Source organism: Armatimonadota bacterium (assembly GCA_025059775.1).
In the GTDB taxonomy this organism is placed as follows: Bacteria; Sysuimicrobiota; Sysuimicrobiia; order Sysuimicrobiales; family Sysuimicrobiaceae; genus Sysuimicrobium.
Window position 1 is genome coordinate 57,582 of record JANXCW010000003.1, and the last position, 18,994, is coordinate 76,575.

17 protein-coding genes and 2 pseudogenes are annotated in these 18,994 nt (G+C 66.5%); all 19 read left to right on the forward strand.

Annotated elements, in window-relative coordinates; genetic code table 11:
* Positions 1 to 21 precede the first annotated feature (21 nt).
* A complete protein-coding gene (locus N0A24_02945; GenBank protein ID MCS7172360.1) occupies positions 22 to 423 on the forward strand; it encodes a carboxymuconolactone decarboxylase family protein in 402 nt (133 codons plus the stop codon).
* Positions 424 to 428: 5 nt separating this feature from the next.
* Entirely contained in the window at positions 429 to 1,409 is a 981-nt protein-coding gene (locus tag N0A24_02950) for a catechol 2,3-dioxygenase (protein MCS7172361.1), read from the forward strand.
* Positions 1,410 to 1,840: 431 nt separating this feature from the next.
* Positions 1,841 to 2,551 carry an OsmC family protein gene (locus N0A24_02955; protein ID MCS7172362.1) on the forward strand — a complete coding sequence of 237 codons (711 nt, stop codon included), beginning with the start codon at positions 1,841 to 1,843 and terminating at the stop codon, positions 2,549 to 2,551.
* On the forward strand, positions 2,548 to 3,303 hold the full coding sequence (locus N0A24_02960) for a GntR family transcriptional regulator (GenBank protein ID MCS7172363.1): 756 nt from the start codon (positions 2,548 to 2,550) through the stop codon (positions 3,301 to 3,303). The genes N0A24_02955 and N0A24_02960 overlap by 4 nt, the downstream gene beginning before the upstream one ends.
* Before the next feature lie 78 nt (positions 3,304 to 3,381).
* Positions 3,382 to 4,515 (forward strand): Xaa-Pro peptidase family protein, encoded by a 1,134-nt coding sequence (locus N0A24_02965; GenBank protein MCS7172364.1) that lies wholly within the window; start codon positions 3,382 to 3,384, stop codon positions 4,513 to 4,515.
* Between the two features lie 10 nt (positions 4,516 to 4,525).
* On the forward strand, positions 4,526 to 5,611 hold the full coding sequence (locus N0A24_02970; protein MCS7172365.1) for a hypothetical protein: 1,086 nt from the start codon (positions 4,526 to 4,528) through the stop codon (positions 5,609 to 5,611).
* A gap of 9 nt (positions 5,612 to 5,620) precedes the next feature.
* A complete protein-coding gene (locus N0A24_02975; GenBank protein ID MCS7172366.1) occupies positions 5,621 to 6,700 on the forward strand; it encodes an ornithine cyclodeaminase family protein in 1,080 nt (359 codons plus the stop codon).
* A gap of 19 nt (positions 6,701 to 6,719) precedes the next feature.
* Positions 6,720 to 7,187, forward strand: a pseudogene (locus tag N0A24_02980) (3-isopropylmalate dehydratase).
* A gap of 60 nt (positions 7,188 to 7,247) precedes the next feature.
* A pseudogene (locus N0A24_02985) lies at positions 7,248 to 8,510 on the forward strand (3-isopropylmalate dehydratase large subunit).
* Between the two features lie 21 nt (positions 8,511 to 8,531).
* Entirely contained in the window at positions 8,532 to 9,551 is a 1,020-nt protein-coding gene (locus tag N0A24_02990) for an ABC transporter substrate-binding protein (protein ID MCS7172367.1), read from the forward strand.
* Between the two features lie 10 nt (positions 9,552 to 9,561).
* Positions 9,562 to 10,320, forward strand: coding sequence for an ABC transporter permease (locus tag N0A24_02995; protein ID MCS7172368.1), 759 nt, complete (start codon positions 9,562 to 9,564; stop codon positions 10,318 to 10,320).
* Complete coding sequence (locus N0A24_03000) at positions 10,296 to 11,123, forward strand: ABC transporter ATP-binding protein (GenBank protein ID MCS7172369.1); 828 nt, start codon at positions 10,296 to 10,298, stop codon at positions 11,121 to 11,123. The genes N0A24_02995 and N0A24_03000 overlap by 25 nt, the downstream gene beginning before the upstream one ends.
* Positions 11,124 to 11,143: 20 nt before the next feature.
* Positions 11,144 to 12,412: an aconitase/3-isopropylmalate dehydratase large subunit family protein gene (locus tag N0A24_03005; GenBank protein ID MCS7172370.1), complete on the forward strand. Its 1,269-nt coding sequence runs from the start codon at positions 11,144 to 11,146 to the stop codon at positions 12,410 to 12,412.
* Position 12,413: 1 nt separating this feature from the next.
* Positions 12,414 to 12,914 carry a 3-isopropylmalate dehydratase gene (locus N0A24_03010; GenBank protein MCS7172371.1) on the forward strand — a complete coding sequence of 167 codons (501 nt, stop codon included), beginning with the start codon at positions 12,414 to 12,416 and terminating at the stop codon, positions 12,912 to 12,914.
* Positions 12,911 to 13,696 carry a cyclase family protein gene (locus N0A24_03015; protein ID MCS7172372.1) on the forward strand — a complete coding sequence of 262 codons (786 nt, stop codon included), beginning with the start codon at positions 12,911 to 12,913 and terminating at the stop codon, positions 13,694 to 13,696. The genes N0A24_03010 and N0A24_03015 overlap by 4 nt, the downstream gene beginning before the upstream one ends.
* Before the next feature lie 7 nt (positions 13,697 to 13,703).
* Positions 13,704 to 14,717 carry an ABC transporter substrate-binding protein gene (locus tag N0A24_03020; protein MCS7172373.1) on the forward strand — a complete coding sequence of 338 codons (1,014 nt, stop codon included), beginning with the start codon at positions 13,704 to 13,706 and terminating at the stop codon, positions 14,715 to 14,717.
* 121 nt (positions 14,718 to 14,838) lie between these two features.
* Complete coding sequence (locus N0A24_03025; GenBank protein ID MCS7172374.1) at positions 14,839 to 16,512, forward strand: CocE/NonD family hydrolase; 1,674 nt, start codon at positions 14,839 to 14,841, stop codon at positions 16,510 to 16,512.
* Positions 16,513 to 16,563: 51 nt separating this feature from the next.
* Positions 16,564 to 18,228, forward strand: a complete 1,665-nt coding sequence (locus tag N0A24_03030) for a dihydroxy-acid dehydratase (GenBank protein ID MCS7172375.1) — start codon at positions 16,564 to 16,566, stop codon at positions 18,226 to 18,228.
* A 23-nt stretch (positions 18,229 to 18,251) separates the two neighbouring features.
* Positions 18,252 to 18,986 carry an HAD hydrolase-like protein gene (locus tag N0A24_03035; protein MCS7172376.1) on the forward strand — a complete coding sequence of 245 codons (735 nt, stop codon included), beginning with the start codon at positions 18,252 to 18,254 and terminating at the stop codon, positions 18,984 to 18,986.
* The last annotated feature ends 8 nt before the right edge of the window (positions 18,987 to 18,994 follow it).

Sequence of the window (18,994 nt, forward strand, 5' to 3'; positions counted from 1 at the left end):
GAAGGACTTCCTGCTCGACAGATGGACGATGAGGAGGTGGAGCGGCTGCGCTCCGTGTATGTGGATCTGATGGGTTTCGTGCCGCCCCGTATTCAGGCCCGCACGGACCTCCTCTCCCGTGTGGACCCGGAGGGGCTCCGGCTGCAAGAGGCCCTGCGGCGTCACTTCATGTACCCCAAGTGCTTCGACGTGAAGACAGCCCAGTTGATGTTGTTCGGGATGTTGCTCGTGAACCTCCAGGACGCCGCGAAGCTGCACGCCATCGCGGCCCGCCGGGCCGGCGCCACCTGGGAGGAGCTGGCGGCGGTGGTGGGCCTTGCGTTCCTCTTCCGGGGGCTGTCGGCGGCGAACTACGGCTCCCAGATCCTCATGGAGATCGCGCAGGCGGAGGCACAGGAGGCAGAGCAAGCTGCGAGGAGGTGAGGGAAATGGTTCCACCCCTGGTGGCACAGTTGCTGCACGTGGAGCTGCTCACGCCCAAGCCGGAGGAGACCTACTGGTTCTTCCACGACCTCTTGGGGATGGAGGAAACCACCCGTCACGGACCCTCTGTGTACCTAAGAGCATATGAGGACACCTATCACCATACCCTGGTGATCACGGAGGCTCCCACCGCGGGGTTGGGACACATCGCGTGGCGGGCTCCGAGCCCCGAAGGACTGCAGGCGGCCGTGGAGCGGCTGGCGGAGAGCGGCTACGGATGCGGCTGGTCCGAGGGAGATGTGGGGCACGGGCCCGCGTATCGGTTCACCACACCGGAAGGCCACCCCATGGAGATCCTGTGGGAGGTCGAGTACTACCAGGCGCCTCCGGAGAAGCGCACCGCCCTGCGCAACCGGCCACAGCGGCGGCCCCTCCGGGGCGTTCCCGTGCGCCGGATCGACCATGTCAATCTCCTGGCAAGCTCCATTCCTCCCATGCGGCGGTTCTTCCAGGAGGTGCTGGGCTTCCGCCTGCGGGAACAGAAGATCGGCGAAGGAGGAGTGGAGGTCGGTGCGTGGTTGAGCGTAAGCCCGCTTGTCCATGAAGTCGCGGTGATGCGGGATGCCACGGGTCAGCCGGGCCGGTTCCACCATCTTGCCTACTGGTACGGCTACCCTCAGCACCTTCTGGACATCGCGGACATCTTCAGCGATTATGGAGTCCGGATCGAGGCGGGACCTGGCAAGCACGGGACCACTCAGGCCTACTTCCTGTACGTGTTTGAGCCGGGGGGAACCCGCATCGAGCTGTTCGGGGATACCGGGTACCTGATCTTCGACCCGGAGTGGAAGACGGTGGTCTGGGACGTGGCGAACGAAAGCGATCTGGAAAAGAGCAGCATCTGGTTCGGAGGGCGGCTGCCGGACACCTTCTACACCTACGGGGTGCCCTCCAGAACGTGGGAGCCTGCGCCCGTGGGGCGCTGAAGGAGAGAGGGCCGTGGGGAAAAGTCCCTTGGAGGCTTCGGGCCTGCCGTTGTTCTTCCGGATCGATCTGGCCCCGGACCGGATCCTGGGAAGACAAGCGGATGGCGAGAAGATCGTGGTACGTACCGCGGCCCGGTCGCTCTCCACCATGCAGAAGGAAGTCCTGGTAGCCCAGAGCGCCACGCGGGCCACTTGGCGGCTCGCCAGCGACGAGGGGCCCTATCTCCTGGGCGATGATGTAGCGCCTCCGCTCCTGGCCCTTTTCAGCGTGGGGCTGGTAACGGACCTCGCGGAGGCGCTCCAACGGCAGATGGTGTTGCGGGGTGCTCCGCGGAGGCCGGTGCAGCTTCAGCTGGACACCCGCTACACCATGAGAGGTTCGGCGACGCAAGGGACCCTCCGTGCGGGTGCGTACCCCGCCGGAGCTCTCTGTGCTCGGAGTGCTCCCGGAAGCGCTGATCCGGGAGGCGGTATGTGGGGCACCCGCGTACGGCCTTGTGCGTGCCGGACTTGCGAACCGATTCTCCCTAGTCCACAACGGCCGTCCTCTGAGAACGGTACGGGTAAATCCCGCAGATACACCGATCCCTCCGGATCCTCATCCTTTCTTCGACGGGTTGCTTCCCGTGGAAGATCCGGGGGCGGTGGAACGGAACGGGCCCACGCCGAGGACGGAAGAGGACACCAGCCACCCGGGCTCGAGCCTGGCAGAGACGCAGGACCGGACCCTGCATCTCCAGGCCATCTGCGTGCAGACGTCAGAAGGGCTGTGGCACGTGGAGCAGCGCATGTACAACCCCCGCGGGACCATCTTCCGGTTTCTCTGTGACCCATCGGGTATACGGGCCCCTGACCCTCTCACGTACCTCTCCGCAGGGATCGCCTTCTGCTTCATGACCCAGCTGGCACGCTTCGCCCGAATCCGGCGCAAGGACCTGCGGGCCTGCCGGGTGGCGCAGGACACAGGTTTCCGGATGGGAGGGGATGCGGAGCCCGTGGTGACCCACGTCTTTTTGGAGACGAGGAGGACGACGCCTTCGCACAGGAGCTCCTGGCCATGGGGGAGCACACCTGCTTCCTGCATGCCCTGTGCCGTACGGAGATGGAAGTGCAGATCCAGCCGCGCATGGTCTAGAGGATGAGTCGGAGGCTCGGCACGGAAGCCCAACAGGCCCAGCCGGTCCTATACCGGTACCAGCAGATCAAGGAGCACCTCCTCCAGCAGATCCAGTCGGGCAAGCTGCGCACGGGAGACCGGATTCCCCCGGAGGAGGAACTGGCGGAGCGGTTCGGCGTGAGCCGTATGACCGCTCGTCAGGCGGTCATGGAGTTGGTGCGCGAGGGCTGGCTGTACCGTCGGCAGGGCGTGGGGACCTTCGTGACCCAGCCTCCCTTCGAACGCCAACTCAGCCGCCTCACCACCCTCTCGGAGGAGTTGGAGGCACGAGGGGAGGGGGATCGGCTCCGATCCCGGGTGCTCAGCTGGGGTACCCTTCCCGCGGCGCGGCCCGTGGCGGAGCTCTTCGATCTGCCCACCGGGACCCCCTTGCTCCGCGTGAGCCGGGTGCGGTACCTGGACGAGACTCCCCTCGCCCTCCAGGTGATCTACATGCCTGCCCCGTTGGTCCGAGGACTGCGCCCCCAGGACCTGGAACGCGGGTCCGTGTACCGGGTGCTGGAGGACCGGCTGCGCCTGCGCATCCACCGGGCGGAGCAACGGGTGGAGGCGGTGCCCGCCACCCGCTTTCACGCCCGGGTACTGGAGGTACCCGAAGGTAGCCCCCTCCTTCTCGCCCGCAGGCGCGCCTACCTTGTCACCGGCCAGCTGTTCGAGGTTACCCGCACCTACTACCGGGCCGACCGCTACTATTTCCAGGTCACCCTCTTCCGGTGAGGCCCCGTGGGAAGGAATTCCGGGAGGCGGCGACGTAGTGTATTGTATAGACAAACCCGGCTGGCGGAGGGAATCACGGTGTCCACACAACCACCTCCGCGGGAGGAACGGGATTGGCGGATCCGCCGAATCCGGGCGGCCATGGCGGAGGCCGGACTGGAGGGGCTGCTCCTGTGGGGTCCCGCATGGCGGCGGGAGAACGTGCGCTACCTCACCGGGGCCCGGATCCGGGGAGGCTTCTCCGCGGTCTACCTGCCTGCGGTCGGGGAGCCTGCCGCCTTCGTCTCCCGGGAGGAAGACCGGTCCGCTGTGGAACAAGCTGGCTGGGTTCAGGATGTTCGCCCGCTTGGGTTCCCTGAGTGTGCGGAGCTCGTGAGCCGGATCCGTGAGGGGGGATCCCCGGACCGGGTCGGGGTAGCCCTGTGGGAGCTCGTGCCGGAGGCCCTTGGGAGGGCGCTCCGGAGGGAGTTTCCCCGTACGCGCTGGGTACCCGCCACCGACCTATTGGATCGCCTCCGCATGACCAAAAGCCCCTGGGAGGTGGAGCAGGTTCGAAGGGCAGCCCGGGTGTGCGAGGTGGGGTGGGAAGCATTTCTGCATGCCCTCCGACCAGGCGTCGCGGAGTACGAGGTGGTGGCGGAGGTGGAGGGGACGCTGAAGCGGCTTGGGGCGGAGGACAACTTCCTGCTCATCGCCTCCGGCAGGGACGAGGTGAGAGGGATGACCCCGCCCGGCCGACGTCGCATCGAGCGGGGGGATCTCGTGCGCACCGAGCTCACCCCTCAGGTCAACGGGTACTGGGCCCAGATCTGCCGGACCGCGGTGGTGGGAGCGCCTACGAAGCCTCAGATCCGGTCGCTGGAGCTGTTCCGGGAGGCGATGGAGGCGGGCTTGGCGGCCTGCCGACCAGGTGTCACCGCCCACGAGGTGGCGAAGGCCCAGAACGACGTCTTCCGGAAGTACGGCTACGGGGAGTACTGCACGAGCCGGTACACCCGGGTGCGGGGACACGGACATGGCCTGCACCTGGACGAGTGGCCCACCCTCCTGGAGGGTGTAGAGATCCCTCTGGAGGAGAACACGGTACTCATCGTGCACCCAAACACCTACACACCGCTGGCGGGCTACTTCGTGCTGGGGGATCCCGTGGTGGTCACCCGGGAGGGCTGCAAGCGACTGGTCCGCACAGAACCCATCCTGTTCGCCGTGTAGGGAGGAACCCGTGAAGCGCGGGCTTGTGGTCCTCGATCCGCTTGACGTGGCCCTGGAAGAGTACACCCGGCGGGTGGGAGCGCTCCAGGATCGTCTTCGCGCCATCGGCTGCGGGCTGGGACTGATCTACGGGGATGTGTACCGGTCCGGAGACATCACATACCTCACCAACCTCTGCCTGTACTGGAATGAAGGCATCCTTGCAGTCCCCCCCGAGGGAATGCCCGTGTTCCTTACCAAACTCTCCCCCCGGGTACATCCCTGGATGCGGTCCATCTCCACGGTCGGAGACCTGAGGAGCGGCCAGGACCTTGCCGCCCTGGTGGAGGCCGTTGCCGCCGAGCATCCCGGGGGAAGCGTGGGACTGGTGGAGGAGATGTGGTGGCCTGCTCCCCTGGTGGAAGCCGTCCGGAAGCGGCTTGTGGACCGCCCCGTACGCGATCTGGGATCGGTGGTTCGGGGGTTGCGACGCCGTCCTTCCGAGGCGGAGCGCCAGCTCCTCCGGCAGAGTGCAAGGCTGGCAGCCACCGCGGTGGCCGTGGCCGCCAGCACGCCCGGCGAAAGGTCAGAGCGGGTGGCCGCCGCGGAGCGGGAGGTGCGGAGTGCAGGGGTCCGGGACGTGGTCCTGTGGTGGGATCCCGGACCCGGAAGGGGATGGTCCATAGAGGTCCTGGTGGACTGGCGGGGATACTGGGCCCACGCGGCGCGCACGGTCCTGGAGGACCGGGCCCGTCTGGAGGCGGGGGAGCGGTTCGCGGAGGCCTACCGGAGGGCCACCACGACCCTGAGGGCTGGTGTGCAGATCAGGCAGGTGGAGGCGGAGGTCCGGGCATGGCTGGGGAGCCGACCGGACGAACGGTGGTCTGTGGACGTGGTGGAGCACGTGGATCTCGAGACCCGAGGGGAGCATCGACTGCCGCAGGTGCGGGACGAGCCGCTTGCTGAGGGCACCGTGGTTTCCCTCGAGCTCCGGCTATGGGGGCCGGATGGGACGCGGTGGGTGGCCGCGGATACATACGAGGTGTATAGGGACGGAGTGCGTTGGCTTACGGACCGATTGCCCCCGGATCCGGTGGTGCGGGTGGAAGGCGGATAGGAGGGAGGGATGCGGATCCTCACCAACGAGGAGATCACCCAGGTGCTCACCATGCAGGACTGCATGGAGGCCCTGGAGCAGGCCTATAAGGAGCTGGCCCAAGGGCTCGGCGCGAACCGGCCCCGGAACCATACTTACTTTCCCCTGGAGGACCCCCGTTATCCCGGATTCCGATTCCGGTTCAAGTCCCAGGAAGGGGGATGCGTGAGCGCGGGGGTGTGGGCTCTCCGGATCACCTCGGACCTCGCGGGGGTGGAGACCCTCCCGGATGGGGTGAAGCGACGGCGGCTTCTGCCCGTGGCCCCAGGAGGCCGGTACGTGGGGTTGATCTTCCTGTTCAGCCTCCGGGATCTGGCGCCCCTCGCCATCCTCCACGACAGTGTGATTCAGAAGATGCGGGTAGGGGCGACCAGTGCCCTCGGGATCCGGGAACTGAGCAATCCGGACGCGCGGGTGGCGGGTCTGTTCGGGTCCGGATGGCAGGCTGGCGCGCACCTGGAGGCCCTGCTGCTGGTCCGTCCCGCCATCGAGGAGGTCCGGGTCTACAGCCCAACCCGGGAGCACCGGGAAGCCTTCGCCGCTCAGTGGAGCGAGCGCACGGGAAAGCGCGTGGTCGCCGTGGACCATCCCCGTGAGGCGGTGGAAGGCTGCCAGATCGTCACGTGCGCCACCGCGGCCATGGATCCCTGTTTCGACGGTGCCTGGTTGGAGCCAGGGACGCACGTGACCTGCATCACCAGCCCGGATGGAACCGCCATGCGCCGGGAGCTCGATGACGCCACCTTCGATCGGGCGGACGTGATCGTGGTGCTTTCCAACGAGCAGGTGGAGCATGACAACCAGATTGACATCCTGGGACCCGTGCGGCGGGGAAGGAAGCGGCGGGAGGAGATTCGGGAGCTGGGGGAGATACTGGTCGGACGGGCTCCCGGGCGCACCTACCCGGATCAGATCACGGTATTCGCCAACAACACGGGGATGGGAATCCAGTTCGCGGCCGTAGGTGCCCGGGTCCTGGCGAAGGCGGAGGCCCTGGGATTGGGCCGCACGATTCCCGAGGAGTGGTTCCTGGAGGAGACCACGCCCTGAGGAAGGAGAGGGAGAGCGGATGTCCAGCCGAGTGGGCGGAAAGTGTATCCGGTTCGGCCATAACGTGAACACGGATGTGATCATCCCAGGTCGGTACCTGGTGAGCATTGATCCTGCAGAGCTCGCCCAACACGCCTTCGAGCCCCTCGGCCCGGAGGTGCAGGCACGCCTCCGCAGAAGCCAAGTGGTGGTGGCCGGCCGGAATTTCGGATGCGGGAGCGCCCGGGAGCAGGCCGCCACGTGCCTGGTGGGCGCGGGGATCCAGGCCGTGGTGGCCTGGTCCTTCGCCCGCACCTTCTTCCGCAACGCCATCAACACGGGGCTTGTGGCGGTGGAGTGCCCAGAGGCCGCGGATGCCGCGGAGGACGGATCGGAGGTGTGGGTGGATCTCGCGGCAGGAACGGTGGAGGTGGATGGCCGCACCTATCGCTTCCGGCCGTACCCAGAGACCATTCGGGAGATCCTGGCCGCGGGTGGCCTTATCCCGTACCTCGCCCGTGGCGAGGCCACAAAGCCACGGCCGGCCCCTTGCGGAACAGCCGGGCCGAAGACCTTTGCGGAGAAGGTGCTGGCCCGGGCCGCGGGCCTTCTGTACGTGGACGCGGGCCAGATCGTGGACGTGTACCCGGATCTGTATATGAGCCACATGGCCTCCTGGCGGTGCATCCGGACCCTGGAGAAGTTGGGCGTGGAGCGGCTGTACGACCCGGATCGGATCGCCATGGTCATGGACCACATCTCCCCGCCCAAGACCGCCAAGACCGCGGCCGACATGAAGCTGTGCCGGGAGTTCGCCCGACGGCACGGGATCCGGAAGTTCTACGACATGGAGGCGGGGATCGCCCACGTGGTCCTCATGGAGGAAGGATACGTGCGGCCCGGCATGCTCCTGATCGGCACAGATTCGCACTCCACCATCTACGGAGCCCTGGGTGCCTTCGGAACCGGGGTGGGGTTCAGCGAGCTGGCCGCCACCTGGGCGACGGGGCGGCTGTGGATGCGGGTTCCGGAGTCGATCCAGGTGGCCATCGAGGGACCTCTGGCGCCCGGCTGTAGCGCCAAGGACGTGATGCTGAAGCTCATCGGAGACCTCACCGCGGACGGCGCCACGTACTGCTCCGTGGAGTTCACGGGATCGTACATCCGGGGGCTCTCGGTCTCCGAGCGCATGACGCTCTGCAACCTCGCCATGGAGCTGGGGGCCAAGTGCGCCTATGTCCCTCCGGACGACGTCACCCGGGAGTATCTGGCGGCACGGGGAGTGTACCTCGACCAGTACGAGGAGGTCTTCCCGGATCCGGATGCCCGTTACCGCCGGGTGATCTCCGTGGATGGCCGGGCTCTGGTGCCGCAGGTGGCCTGTCCCCATACCGTGGACAACGTGAAGCCGGTGACGGAGGTGGCGGGGACCCGGGTGGATCAGGTGTTCATCGGCTCGTGCGCCAATGCGAAGTACGAGGATCTGGTGGAGGCCGCCCGCTACCTGCGGGGACGAAAGGTCGCTCCGGGCGTGCGCCTCATCGTCACCCCCGCCAGCAAGGAGACCGTGCGGCGGATGGTGGAGGATGGGATCTTCTCCGTCTTCCTGGAAGCAGGGGCCCTCATCACAAACCCGGGGTGCGGGGCGTGCGCGGGCGACGGAGGAGCACTCGCGGACGGGGAGGTGTGTCTCAGCACCGCCAACCGGAACTTTCAGGGCCGCATGGGGAGCTACCACGCCTCCATCTACCTCTGCAGTCCCGCCACCGCCGCGGCCTCGGCCATCACGGGGGTGATCACGGATCCGCGCACCGTACCGGTAGAAGTCTAACCAGGGAAGGGGGAGGGGAAAATGCAGAGGCGTGGATGGATGCTCGCAGGTCTGAGCGTGCTCGTCCTGGTCGGCTCCTTTGGCGCTCTGGCCGGCCCGTCCGTCTCGGATTCCGTGCGCCTTCCGGAGCCAACCACCGTTCGGGTGGTGGTCATTCCTGGAGTGCAGGACTTCGTGATCAACGTGATGCAAAAACAGGGATTTGACCGTAAGTACAACCTGGTGCTGGACATCCGGCGGGTGCTTCAGCCCCAGTTCGCGGACCAGGCGGTGGCGGAGCGACTGGTGGACGTCGGGTTCATGGGCCTGGTGGGGGCGGTGAAGGCACGGGCGGAGGGGAAGGGAGTCGTGATCTTCAACGTGCTCACGGGCCCATCAAACTTGGTCCTTGCGCCCCAGGCCTCCCCCGTGCGGACCCTGGCGGACCTTCGGGGAAAGAAGGTGGGGACGTTCAGTGGCCCGGGAAGCGCTACGTATGCCATGCTGATGGCCGTGGGGCGGTACGTGTACGGGATAGATCTGGAACGGGAGGCCCAGCTGATCTCCGCACCTAATCCGGCCCTTAAGGGGCTTATGGATCGGGGGGAACTGGCGGCGGCGTTGTTCGGTACCGTGGACGGCGTCAAGGTGTTCCTCGAAGGTCGCTATCGGGTGGTGAGCGACCTCACGGAGGATTTCCAGAAGCGGTTTGGGCGGGTGGCGGCCCACGTGGTGATGGCCACCACGGAGGACTACGCCCGCCGGCGTCCGGAGGTGCTGCGGGCCTTCTCGGCTGCGTACAAGGACACCATGCGGTACGTGGATCGGCAGCGCCAGGTGTGGGTGGAGTACGCCCGGGAGCTGGAGTTCCCCAGCCCGGAGGCCGCAGCGGTACTGCTGCGTCAACGGATGGGAAGCCGGTTCATCCGGAACTGGGACGAAGCGCAACGGAGGGTGCAGGAGCAGTTCATCCGGATTCTGATCGAGGTGTTGGGCCCGGAACGGTTCGTCCGGGATATTCCTCCAGGACTCATGCGGCTGGATCTGCAGCCGCGGCAGTAGGTTCGGCCCCATGGCCTGGCGGAACTGGTCCTTCCGGCTCCTGGGAGTTACGGGGATGCTGCTGGTCTGGGCTGGGGCTGCTTCCATGCTCCCCGAGACGGTCCTGCCGGGGCCCTCCGCGGTGTTGCAGACCATCTGGCGGAATCTCCACCAGCCGGAGACCTTCTACCACATCGGCGTCACCGTACGGCGGGTGCTGGTGGGCATGGGACTGGCCCTGGGGGGAGGTACGTTGATCGGGGTGGTTATGGGGATCTCCCGGGTGGGGGAGTGGATGCTGGACACCTGGGTCCTGGTGGGCCTCACCATCCCCGCCGTGGTGTACGGAATCGTGAGCGTCCTCTGGTTCGGCCTTAACGACCTCGCGGCGTTTGCCGCCATCGGGATCTCCGCGTTTCCTGCCATCGCCATCAACATGTGGCAGGGGGTGAAGGCCATCGATCTCTCCCTGGTGCACATGGGCAAAGCCTTCCGGCTCTGCCGGAGGTCCCTGGTCCTGAAGGTGGTCCTCCCGCAGACCGTGCCCTATCTGCTGGCCGCGATGCGGTATGCCCTGGGAACCTCGTGGAAGATCGCCACCGTGGTGGAGCTGATCGGGCTGTCGAGCGGTGTGGGGTACATGCTGCACTACTGGTACGGCATGTTCTCCATGCGGCAGGTGCTGGCGTGGACCCTGACGTTCACGGGTGTGCTCGTGCTCTTCGAATTCCTGGTGCTCAAACCCCTGGATTGGTGGGTGACCCGATGGCGGCCCAGGGTCTCGGCGTAGGAAGGGAGCCCGTGCGGGCAATCCCCAAGATCCGGATGGAACGGGTCTCGAAGTGGTTCCGGCTCCCCCGGGGCGGGAGGCTCGTGGTCCTGGAGCGACTGGACCTGGAAATCGAGGAAGGGGCACTGGTCTCCATCGTGGGGCCCTCGGGATGCGGGAAATCCACCTTGCTGAACATCCTGGCGGGATTGGAATCCGTTTCGGAGGGGCGGATCTGGATGGATGGAAGGGAGGTGGAGCAAAGCGGGGTGCGGGTGGGGTACGTGTTCCAGCAGCCGCGATTGCTCAGTTGGCGCACCCTGCGGGGGAACGTGCTGCTCCCGCTGGAGGAGATGCGCTTGCCGCGCGAGGAGCGGGAGGCCCGGGCGGATCGGTACCTGGCCCTGGTGGGACTCCGGGAGTTTGCGCACTACTACCCACTGCAGGTGTCCGGAGGGATGCAACAACGGGTGGCCATCGCCCGAGCGCTGGCGGTAGAACCGGAGGTGCTGTTGGCGGATGAGCCGTTTTCCGCCCTGGATGAGATCACGGCCCGTCGGATGCGGGAGGAGTTCGTGCGGATCTGGCAGGCCACGGGTCGGACGGTTCTGTTCGTGACGCACAGCATTCGGGAAGTGGTATATCTGTCGACCCGGGTGGTGGTGGTGACCCCCCGGCCCGCCCGGATCTATCTGGACGTGCCCGTGCCGGTGCCGTATCCGAGGGCATACGAGGACGACCGACTGTTCGCCCTAGAGAAGGAGATCACCCGGGAGTTCCTCCGGATGGAGGAACTGGTCGGGCCTTCCAGAGGGATGGCGTGAGCGGTGGAGGGCATCGTCCCATGACCATGGTGGAGAAGATCCTGGCGCGCGCCAGCGGGCGCACCCGGGTGGAGCCCGGAGAGGTGGTGGTGGCGAAGGTGGACCTCATCCTGCTCCACGACCTCAGCGGATACCTGACGGCCCGAGTGTTCGAGGAGAAGGTGCGGCTGCCCATGCGGCACCCGGAGCGGGTGGTGATGGTCTTCGACCACCACTTCTCCCCCCCCACGGAGGAGGGTGCGCGGCTGCTGGAGGAGAACCGGGCCTTTGCCCGGCGGTACGGGATCCGGCTGTTTGACTGCGGGCACGGCAACATCCACAATGTGGCGGTGTGGGCTGGGCTCGTGCGCCCGGGGATGGTGGTGGTGGGCTCCGACAGCCACACCCCGGTCCACGGGACGCTTGGCTGTTTTGCGGCGGCCCTGGGCAACGATTCCCACGCCGCCCTGGGGTTCCCCTACGGGAAGGCTTGGTTCCGGGTACCTCATACCGTCCGTATTGAGCTCACCGGGGAGCATCGCCCCGGTGTGACCCCCCGAGATGCGGCCCTGTGGCTTGCGGCCACCATCGGGGAAGGGGGCGCCATCTATAAGGCCCTGGAGTTCGATGGCCCCTACATCCGGCGATTGGGCTTCTGGGACCGCTGGCTGTTCCCCCTCATCACGGTGGATGTGGGCGCGAAGTGCGGGTACATCGAACCGGATGAGGTCACCGAAGCCTTCGTCCGATCCGTTACCGCGGATCCCTATGAAGTGGTGCGGGGAGATCCGGATCGGGCGTATGAGGCGGTGTGGCGGTACGACGTGAGCGATCTAGAGCCCCAGGTGGCCTGTCCACCCACGGTGGGAAATGTGAAGTCGGTGACGGAGGTGGCGGGTACTCCCGTTCAGTGGGCGGAGCTGGGAGGGCACGGCGGGTGTCGGATCGAGGACATCCGGCTTGCGGCACGGATCTTGAGGGGTCGCAGAAAGCACCCGGAGGTGAAGTTCAACATCGTGCCGGCAAGCCGCGCGGTCTTCGCCCAGGCTCTCCGAGAAGGCCTCGTGGAGCTTCTGCACGAGGCGGGAGCGACGTGGTTTCCCCCCAGCGCAGGGAGCAACCAGGCCATTAACATGGGAGCCATGGCGGCGGGCGAGGCCATGATCTCCACCCATTCCCGCAACTTCCCCGGCCGCAACGGGAGCCCGGAGGCTCGGATGTACCTGGCCAGCGCACTTACGGTGGCCGCTTCCGCCGTAGCCGGTTGCATCGCAGATCCCCGGGAGTTCCTCGGAGAGGGAGGGAAGTAAGATGCGGTTCCGTGGACGGTGCTGGAAGTTCGGGGACCACATCCCCACGGATCAGATCGTGCCCTCGCATCTGGTGTACCGTCCCATGTCGGAGATCGTGCGACACGTGCTGGTGAACTTGAAGCCGGAGTTTCCTGAGCGCGTGCAACCCGGAGACATCGTGGTGGCGGGGAAACACTTCGGACAGTCCTCCGGCCGGGCCATCGCGGCCAAGGCCATTCAGGCCACGGGCGTGGCCTGCGTGGTGGCCGAAAGCTTCGCCCGCACCTTCTACCGAAACGCCTTCGAGATCGGCCTTGCCGTTGTGGAATGCCCGGGGATCTCGGAGGCCGTGCGGGAAGGGGACATCCTGGAGGTGGACCTGGAGAGCGGATGGGTTCGTAACGAGACCACGGGCCGGGAGCTCCGGGGGGAGCCCACCCCTCCCTTCCTCCTCGAAATGCTGCGGGCGGGGGGGTTGATCCCGTTTGTGCCGCGGTTGCTGCAGGGTGGGGAAACGTGAAGTTCCGAATCGTGGACTTAAGCGTGCGCGTGGACCACGCTAGCCCGGACGAACCCTGGCCTGCGGAGGTCCGGCGGGTGGATCACCGGGCCGCGGCTCTCCAGAGAGCCGCGGCCTTCGGTATCGCCCCCGATGAGTTCCCGGAGGGGCTCCACCTTGCCAACGAGGAGTGGCGCCTCATCACCCACGTGGGTACCCACATGGATGCCCCCTGGCACTATGGTCCCACCTCCGGAGGGCGGAGAGCGCGGTTCATCGACGAGATCCCCCTGGAGTGGTGCTTCGGCCCCGGGGTGGTGCTGGATGTGAGCCATCGGGGGGCGGGGGAGGAGATCCTCCAGGCGGACCTGGAACGATCCGTGCGGGAGATCGGCTACACCCTCAGGCCAGGGGACATCGTCCTGCTCCATACCGGGTGCGACGCCTATCTGGGCATGAGGGAGTACCTGGAGGCACACCCCGGACTTTCCCGGGAGGGTCTGTTGTGGCTGCTGGATCAGGGGATTCGGGTGATCGGAATCGACGCGTACAGTCTGGATCGGCCGTTTCGGGTGATGGCGGATGCCTACCAGCAGATGGGGACAAAGGCTCTGTTCCCTGCGCACTATGCGGGACGGGAGCGGGAGTACTGCCAGATCGAAAAGCTGTGCAACCTGAAGGCCATCGGTCGAGCGTGGGGGTTCTGGGTGGCGGCGTTTCCCATCAAACTGGCAGGCTCGGGAGCGGGATGGGTCCGGGCCGTGGCACTTGTTCCGGAGGAGGACAAAGGAAGGGGAGGGTAGGGAGCCCATGGGAGGACTGTGGCGGGCGGGAGCTGTCGTGCTGTTCCTATCGGTCCTCTGGCCAGGGGCACTGGCCGGGCAGGAGCGTCTGGAACGCATCCGGGTGGGAACCGTAGGCACCACGGCGGATGCAGGGATCTACATAGCCCAGGAGAAGGGGTTCTTCCGGGAGGAGCGGGTGGAGGTGATGGTCCAGAACACCTTCCGGACGGGCGGGGAGATGATTCCCTTTGTGGCCACGGGAGAGCTCCCGGTGGCGGGCGGGGCGATGGATGCGGCGTTCATCAACGCGGTACGCCAGGGGATTCGGATGCGGGCGGTGGCCACAAAGGGGAGCATGAAGCAGCAGGTGCTGGTGGTCCGTCGCGATCTCTTTGAACGGGGACTGCGAACGGTGGCGGGCCTCCGGGGCCGGAGGATCGCGGTGAGCAGTCCCAGCGGGGCGGTGGCATTCGAACTCCAGGAGGCCCTGCGGACCGCAGGCCTCACCCTGGACGACGTACAGCTGGTAACCCTGCGGTTTGTGGACATGCCCATCGCCCTGCAGAACGGGTCCGTGGACGCGGCACTCATGATCGAGCCTTCCCGGACGGTGGCGGTGGAGGGGTTGAACGTCGCCCGGGATCTGATGACCTTGGACCGGGTGCTCCCCGATTTCCCCATCGGCGTCCTCTTCTACGGGGAACGGATGGTTCAGGAGCGGGATCTGGGAACCCGGTGGATGGCGGCCTACGTACGGGGTCTGCGGTACTACGAACGGGCCCGGCGGGAGGGTCGGCTGGAAGAGATACGGCGGATTCTAAGCAGGTATCTGCAGTACGAAGGGGTGGTTTGGGAGCGGATGATCTGGCCGGATCTGCGGCCGGATGGGACTTTCGATGTGAGATACCTGCGGCCGCTCCAGGAATTCATGGTGGCCCGCAAGGCCATCGGGGGAGTGGTGCCCACCGAAGAGCTCGTAGACTTCGGGTTCCTGCAGAGGGCGCACGAACACCTGCGCCGAAGGGGAATCCGCGACTAAGTCCGTAGAGGGCGCTGCCGTGGATCCGAGGGATTGCCTGACAGGGAGCTCCTTTGGTACAGACTGGCGAACTTCCAGCCGACGGTACGGCGTAGTGGTTGAGCGGGGCATTCGGGTTCCAATGAGCGACGGAGTACATCTGAGCTGCGACATCTTTCGGCCAGACGCCGACGGCCGCTTCCCCGTCATTCTGGGTTGCCATCCGTACGAACCTACCGGACAGGCGGCTCCCATCCGGCCCGGGCCCCTCTCCACCACCCGATGGCGCCATCCGGGCCAGGAGAGAACCAACGCCTCATTGGAAGCGGGAGATCCGTACTTCTTCGCCCGCCGGGGCTACGTGCACGCGATCTGCAACGTGCGGGGGACGGGGCGGTCGGAGGGACTCTGGCAGTTCATGGGTCGACGGGAGGCCCAGGACGTGTGCGAGCTCATCCGATGGATCCGGCAACAGCCCTGGTGCAGCGGTCGGGTGGGCATGTTTGGGGTCTCCTATTTTGCGCGGATCCAGCTGTTCGTGGCCGCAGAGCATCCGGAAGGACTAACGTGCCTGTTCTGCCCATGGGCCTCCACGGACTTCTACCGGGACGTGATGTATCGCGGGGGGATTCTGGCCTACGACTGGCTCGTGGGGTGGAGCCGTACCTCCCTCTCCTACGCCAGATGCCGGCCGGCAAACCACACCAAGGCCATTCTGGGGGAACGAGCTTACCGGGAGGCCATCGCGGGGCTCCTGGAGGACGAGGATCTATGGAGCATTCCGGAACTCCGTTCTGCGCTTCAGAATCCGGAGGAAGGGATGCATCCCTTCATCGTGGATGTTCTCCTGCATCCCCTGTACGATGAGTTCTGGAAGGAGCGCTCCGCACGGCTGAGGGACATCGAGATCCCTGCGTATCTGGGAGGAGATTGGGGGATCTTCGGCCTCCACCTGCCCGGGGCATTTCGGAGCTGGCGACAGATGCGGGGTCCCAAGAAGATGCTGATCGGGCCCCCGGTGTACCTGGATCGTCCCCTCTACCAGCTCCATTTCGAAGCCCTTCGGTGGTTCGATTACTGGCTCAAGGGAATGGAGACCCGCATCCTCGAGGAGCCCCCAGTTCGACTGTTCGTCGTGGGCCTGGAGGAATGGCGGGAGACTACGGACTGGCCGGTTCCGGGTACGCGGTGGGTGCCCTTCTTCCTGCACGAGGGAGGACTGCTCCTGGACCGTGAACCCTTTGGGGAGGAGGGCAGCGACGCGTTCGAGGACTCCCCCTGGTACCGGGGGGCCCTGGAGTACGCGACCCCGCCGATGGTGGAGACCACGGAGATCCTCGGACCCATGGTCCTCAAGCTCTATGCCAGCAGCACGGATACGGAACTGTTCTGGGTGGCCTCGGTGTACCGGGAAGATCGGGAGGGCAGCCGGAAGCTCTTAACCCGCGGGTGGTTGCGGGGCTCTCAGCGTCATGTGGACTGGGATGCCTCCACCCCGTGGGAGGTGCATCACCCGCACGACCGCCGGGAGCCGCTGCGGCCTGGGGAGATCTACGAGTTCTTCCTCAACATCGTCCCTACAGGGGTGTTGCTGCGGCCCGGGGAGCGCCTGCGGCTCAAGCTGAGCTCCGCGGAGGATCCTCCCACCACCCCTCTGGAGGGGATCGGAAGCGGCAGCCTCCGGCGGCAGGCCCCTTCCCGCATCACCGTTTACCGGAACGCCCGGTTTCCCTCTTTCCTCCTGGTGCCCATCACCCGGGGGAACCTCCTCGGGAGCTTCGTGTCGGGCGGCAGGTGGCCGCAAAGCGTGGGATAAAAAGGGAGGTGCGGCATGGACGGAGCCCTGCGGTCAGCGGAAGGACGGCGGATGCGATGGCGAAGCTGCCTATCGGAGGAATCCCCTCGATGGGCCGTGCGGAGGGCCCACTGGCGCGCCATGGGCCTCACCGAGGAGGAGCTGGAGCGGCCCAAGATCGCCATCGTCAACAGCTCCTCGGAACTGGCCATGTGCTTCCGACACCTGGACGGAATCGCGGCCCGGCTCAAGGAGACCATCCGGTCCGCGGGAGGGGTTCCCTTCGAGATCCGGACGACGGCCCCCGCGGACTTCATCACCAGCGCGGGGCACGGTGGAGGGTATGTGCTGAGCGCCCGGGACCTCATCGTGAACGACATCGAAGTAGCGGTGGAAGGGGCGCTGCTGGATGGCATGATCTGTCTTTCCTCCTGCGACAAAACCGTGCCCGCCCACCTCATGGCCGCAGCCCGCCTGGATCTTCCGACCCTTATCGTGGCATGCGGGTACCAGCCCAGCGGCGAATACCGGGGAGAACCGGTGGACATCGAGGATGTGTTCCTGCACGCCTCCGGCGCCGCCGCAGGGGCCTGCGATCTCCAGCAGGTGTGGGAGATGGCGGACCGGGCCATCCGAGGGCCCGGCGTGTGTCCGGGGATGGGAACCGCGAACTCCATGCACATGGCCTGCGAGGCCTTGGGAATGGCGTTGCCCGGGAGCACACCGGTGCTCGCGAACAGCCCCCGAATGTGGAGGACGGTGGAGGAGGCGGGTCGGCGCATCGTGGAGCTGGTGCTGGAGGATGTGCGGCCCCGGCAGATCCTGCAGCCGGAGGCGTTCACCAACGCGGTCCTGGTGATGCTGGCGGTGGGGGCGAGCATCAACGTGGTGAAGCATCTCCAGGCGGTGGCGAAGGAAGCCCGCTGCCCCGTGGACATCTACGAGCTCTTCGCGCAGTATGAGGAGAAGGTGCCGCTCCTGGTGGCGGTACGACCCAACGGGAAACACCGGATTGAGGAACTGGAGGAAGCGGGCGGGACCCTGGCCGTGCTGAAGCGGTTGGAGCCACTGCTCATTCCAGACGTCCCCACGGTCGCGGGGCGGACGCTCCGCGAGATCCTCCGGGACGTGACGGTGACCCGGGAGGAGGTAGTCCGTCCACTCCACCGCCCCTGGCGGAGGCGGGGAACCCTCCTGGTCCTGCGGGGATCCCTGGCCCCTCAGGGGGCCCTCGTGCGGTTGGGGGCGGAAGGAGGCCCGTCGCGTTTCTCCGGCTGGGCCAAGGTCTTCGAATCGCAGGAGCAGGCTTTGGAGGGGTTGCGGAAAGGGGAGGTGCGAGCTGGTCACGTGGTGGTCATCCGGGGCATGGGACCCCGAGGGAGGCCCGGCATGGGGATGGTCTCCGCGTTCGCGTTCGCCCTGGACCGGGCCGGGCTCAGCGGCCGGGTGGCGATGGTCAGCGATGGGCAGGTCTCCGGCCTGCTGAACCGTGGGCTCGTGGTGGCGGAGGTCTCTCCGGAGGCCGCGGAGGGGGGTCCCCTCGCGTGGGTGAAGGACGGGGATCGGATCACCATCGATCTCGAGGCGCGTCGGGTGGATCTCGAGGTCTCATCGGAGGAACTGGAGGCACGGCGGCGAACCCGCACGTGGAGCAGCCCGGTGGAGGAGCACGGATGGCTGGAGATCTACCGGAAGCTCGTGCGTCCCCTGAGGGATGGCGCCATCCTGGTGGAGTAAAAACTCGATAAGGAGGGGAGCAAATGGCAACGGGAAGGTGGCCGAGGGCAATTTTCTATGACTCCAAGACCACCCTGTTCGATTGGGCGTGGAGCTGGCGGGAAGCGGCGCAGCGCATCGTGGCCAAGTACGGCGGCGGCGTAGACGTGGACGAGTTCACGGAGGACTGGATCGTGATGTTCGAGGGGTTCCAGCGTCGCGCGGCCTTTACCCGGTACGCGGATCTCACGAACCACATCCGGGACGGGCTGCGATATGCCTACCGGCTGCACGGCATCCGGGGAAACCCGGATGAGGATGTGAAGATCTTTCTGGAGCTTCAGGAGCAGGTGGAGCCGTTTCCGGAGGTACTGGAGGAGCTGCAGCGGCAGCGGGACCTGGGCGTGAAGATCCTCATCTTCTCGGACGTGGAGACGAAGTACATCGAGATGTACGTGAGCAAGCTCCGGGGATTCCGGCCGGATTTCGTGGGGAGCACGGAGCAGGCCCGGGTGCACAAGCCGAACCCGCGGGTGTACTTCTGGGTGCTTCGGCAGGTGGGTCTGGAGCCCCGGGACGTCCTCTACTGCGCCGCGCCTCAGTTCGATGTGCAGGGGGCCATCGCCTGTGGGATGAAGGCCGCGTGGCTGCGGCGCACGCAGGGGCGGCTGGGGCGCCGGAACGTGACCTTCGAGGCGGGGGATGTCCCCGCGGACTACGAGATCGAGGATCTCCGGGAGCTCACGAGGATTGTGGAGAGGAACCTCCGGCTGTCGTGAGGAGGGGG

Excerpts from the sequence above, each read along its gene's own strand:
- N0A24_03035 (MCS7172376.1), top strand. The coding sequence starts at position 18,252 with ATGGCAACGGGAAGGTGGCCGAGGGCAATTTTCTATGACTCCAAGACC.
- N0A24_03025 (MCS7172374.1), top strand. The coding sequence starts at position 14,839 with ATGAGCGACGGAGTACATCTGAGCTGCGACATCTTTCGGCCAGACGCC.
- N0A24_02995 (MCS7172368.1), top strand. The coding sequence starts at position 9,562 with ATGGCCTGGCGGAACTGGTCCTTCCGGCTCCTGGGAGTTACGGGGATG.
- N0A24_02945 (MCS7172360.1), top strand. The coding sequence starts at position 22 with ATGGACGATGAGGAGGTGGAGCGGCTGCGCTCCGTGTATGTGGATCTG.
- N0A24_03030 (MCS7172375.1), top strand. The coding sequence starts at position 16,564 with ATGCGATGGCGAAGCTGCCTATCGGAGGAATCCCCTCGATGGGCCGTG.
- N0A24_03000 (MCS7172369.1), top strand. The coding sequence starts at position 10,296 with ATGGCGGCCCAGGGTCTCGGCGTAGGAAGGGAGCCCGTGCGGGCAATC.
- N0A24_02990 (MCS7172367.1), top strand. The coding sequence starts at position 8,532 with ATGCAGAGGCGTGGATGGATGCTCGCAGGTCTGAGCGTGCTCGTCCTG.
- N0A24_03010 (MCS7172371.1), top strand. The coding sequence starts at position 12,414 with ATGCGGTTCCGTGGACGGTGCTGGAAGTTCGGGGACCACATCCCCACG.
- N0A24_02975 (MCS7172366.1), top strand. The coding sequence starts at position 5,621 with ATGCGGATCCTCACCAACGAGGAGATCACCCAGGTGCTCACCATGCAG.
- N0A24_02960 (MCS7172363.1), top strand. The coding sequence starts at position 2,548 with ATGAGTCGGAGGCTCGGCACGGAAGCCCAACAGGCCCAGCCGGTCCTA.
- N0A24_03020 (MCS7172373.1), top strand. The coding sequence starts at position 13,704 with ATGGGAGGACTGTGGCGGGCGGGAGCTGTCGTGCTGTTCCTATCGGTC.
- N0A24_02950 (MCS7172361.1), top strand. The coding sequence starts at position 429 with ATGGTTCCACCCCTGGTGGCACAGTTGCTGCACGTGGAGCTGCTCACG.
- N0A24_03005 (MCS7172370.1), top strand. The coding sequence starts at position 11,144 with ATGACCATGGTGGAGAAGATCCTGGCGCGCGCCAGCGGGCGCACCCGG.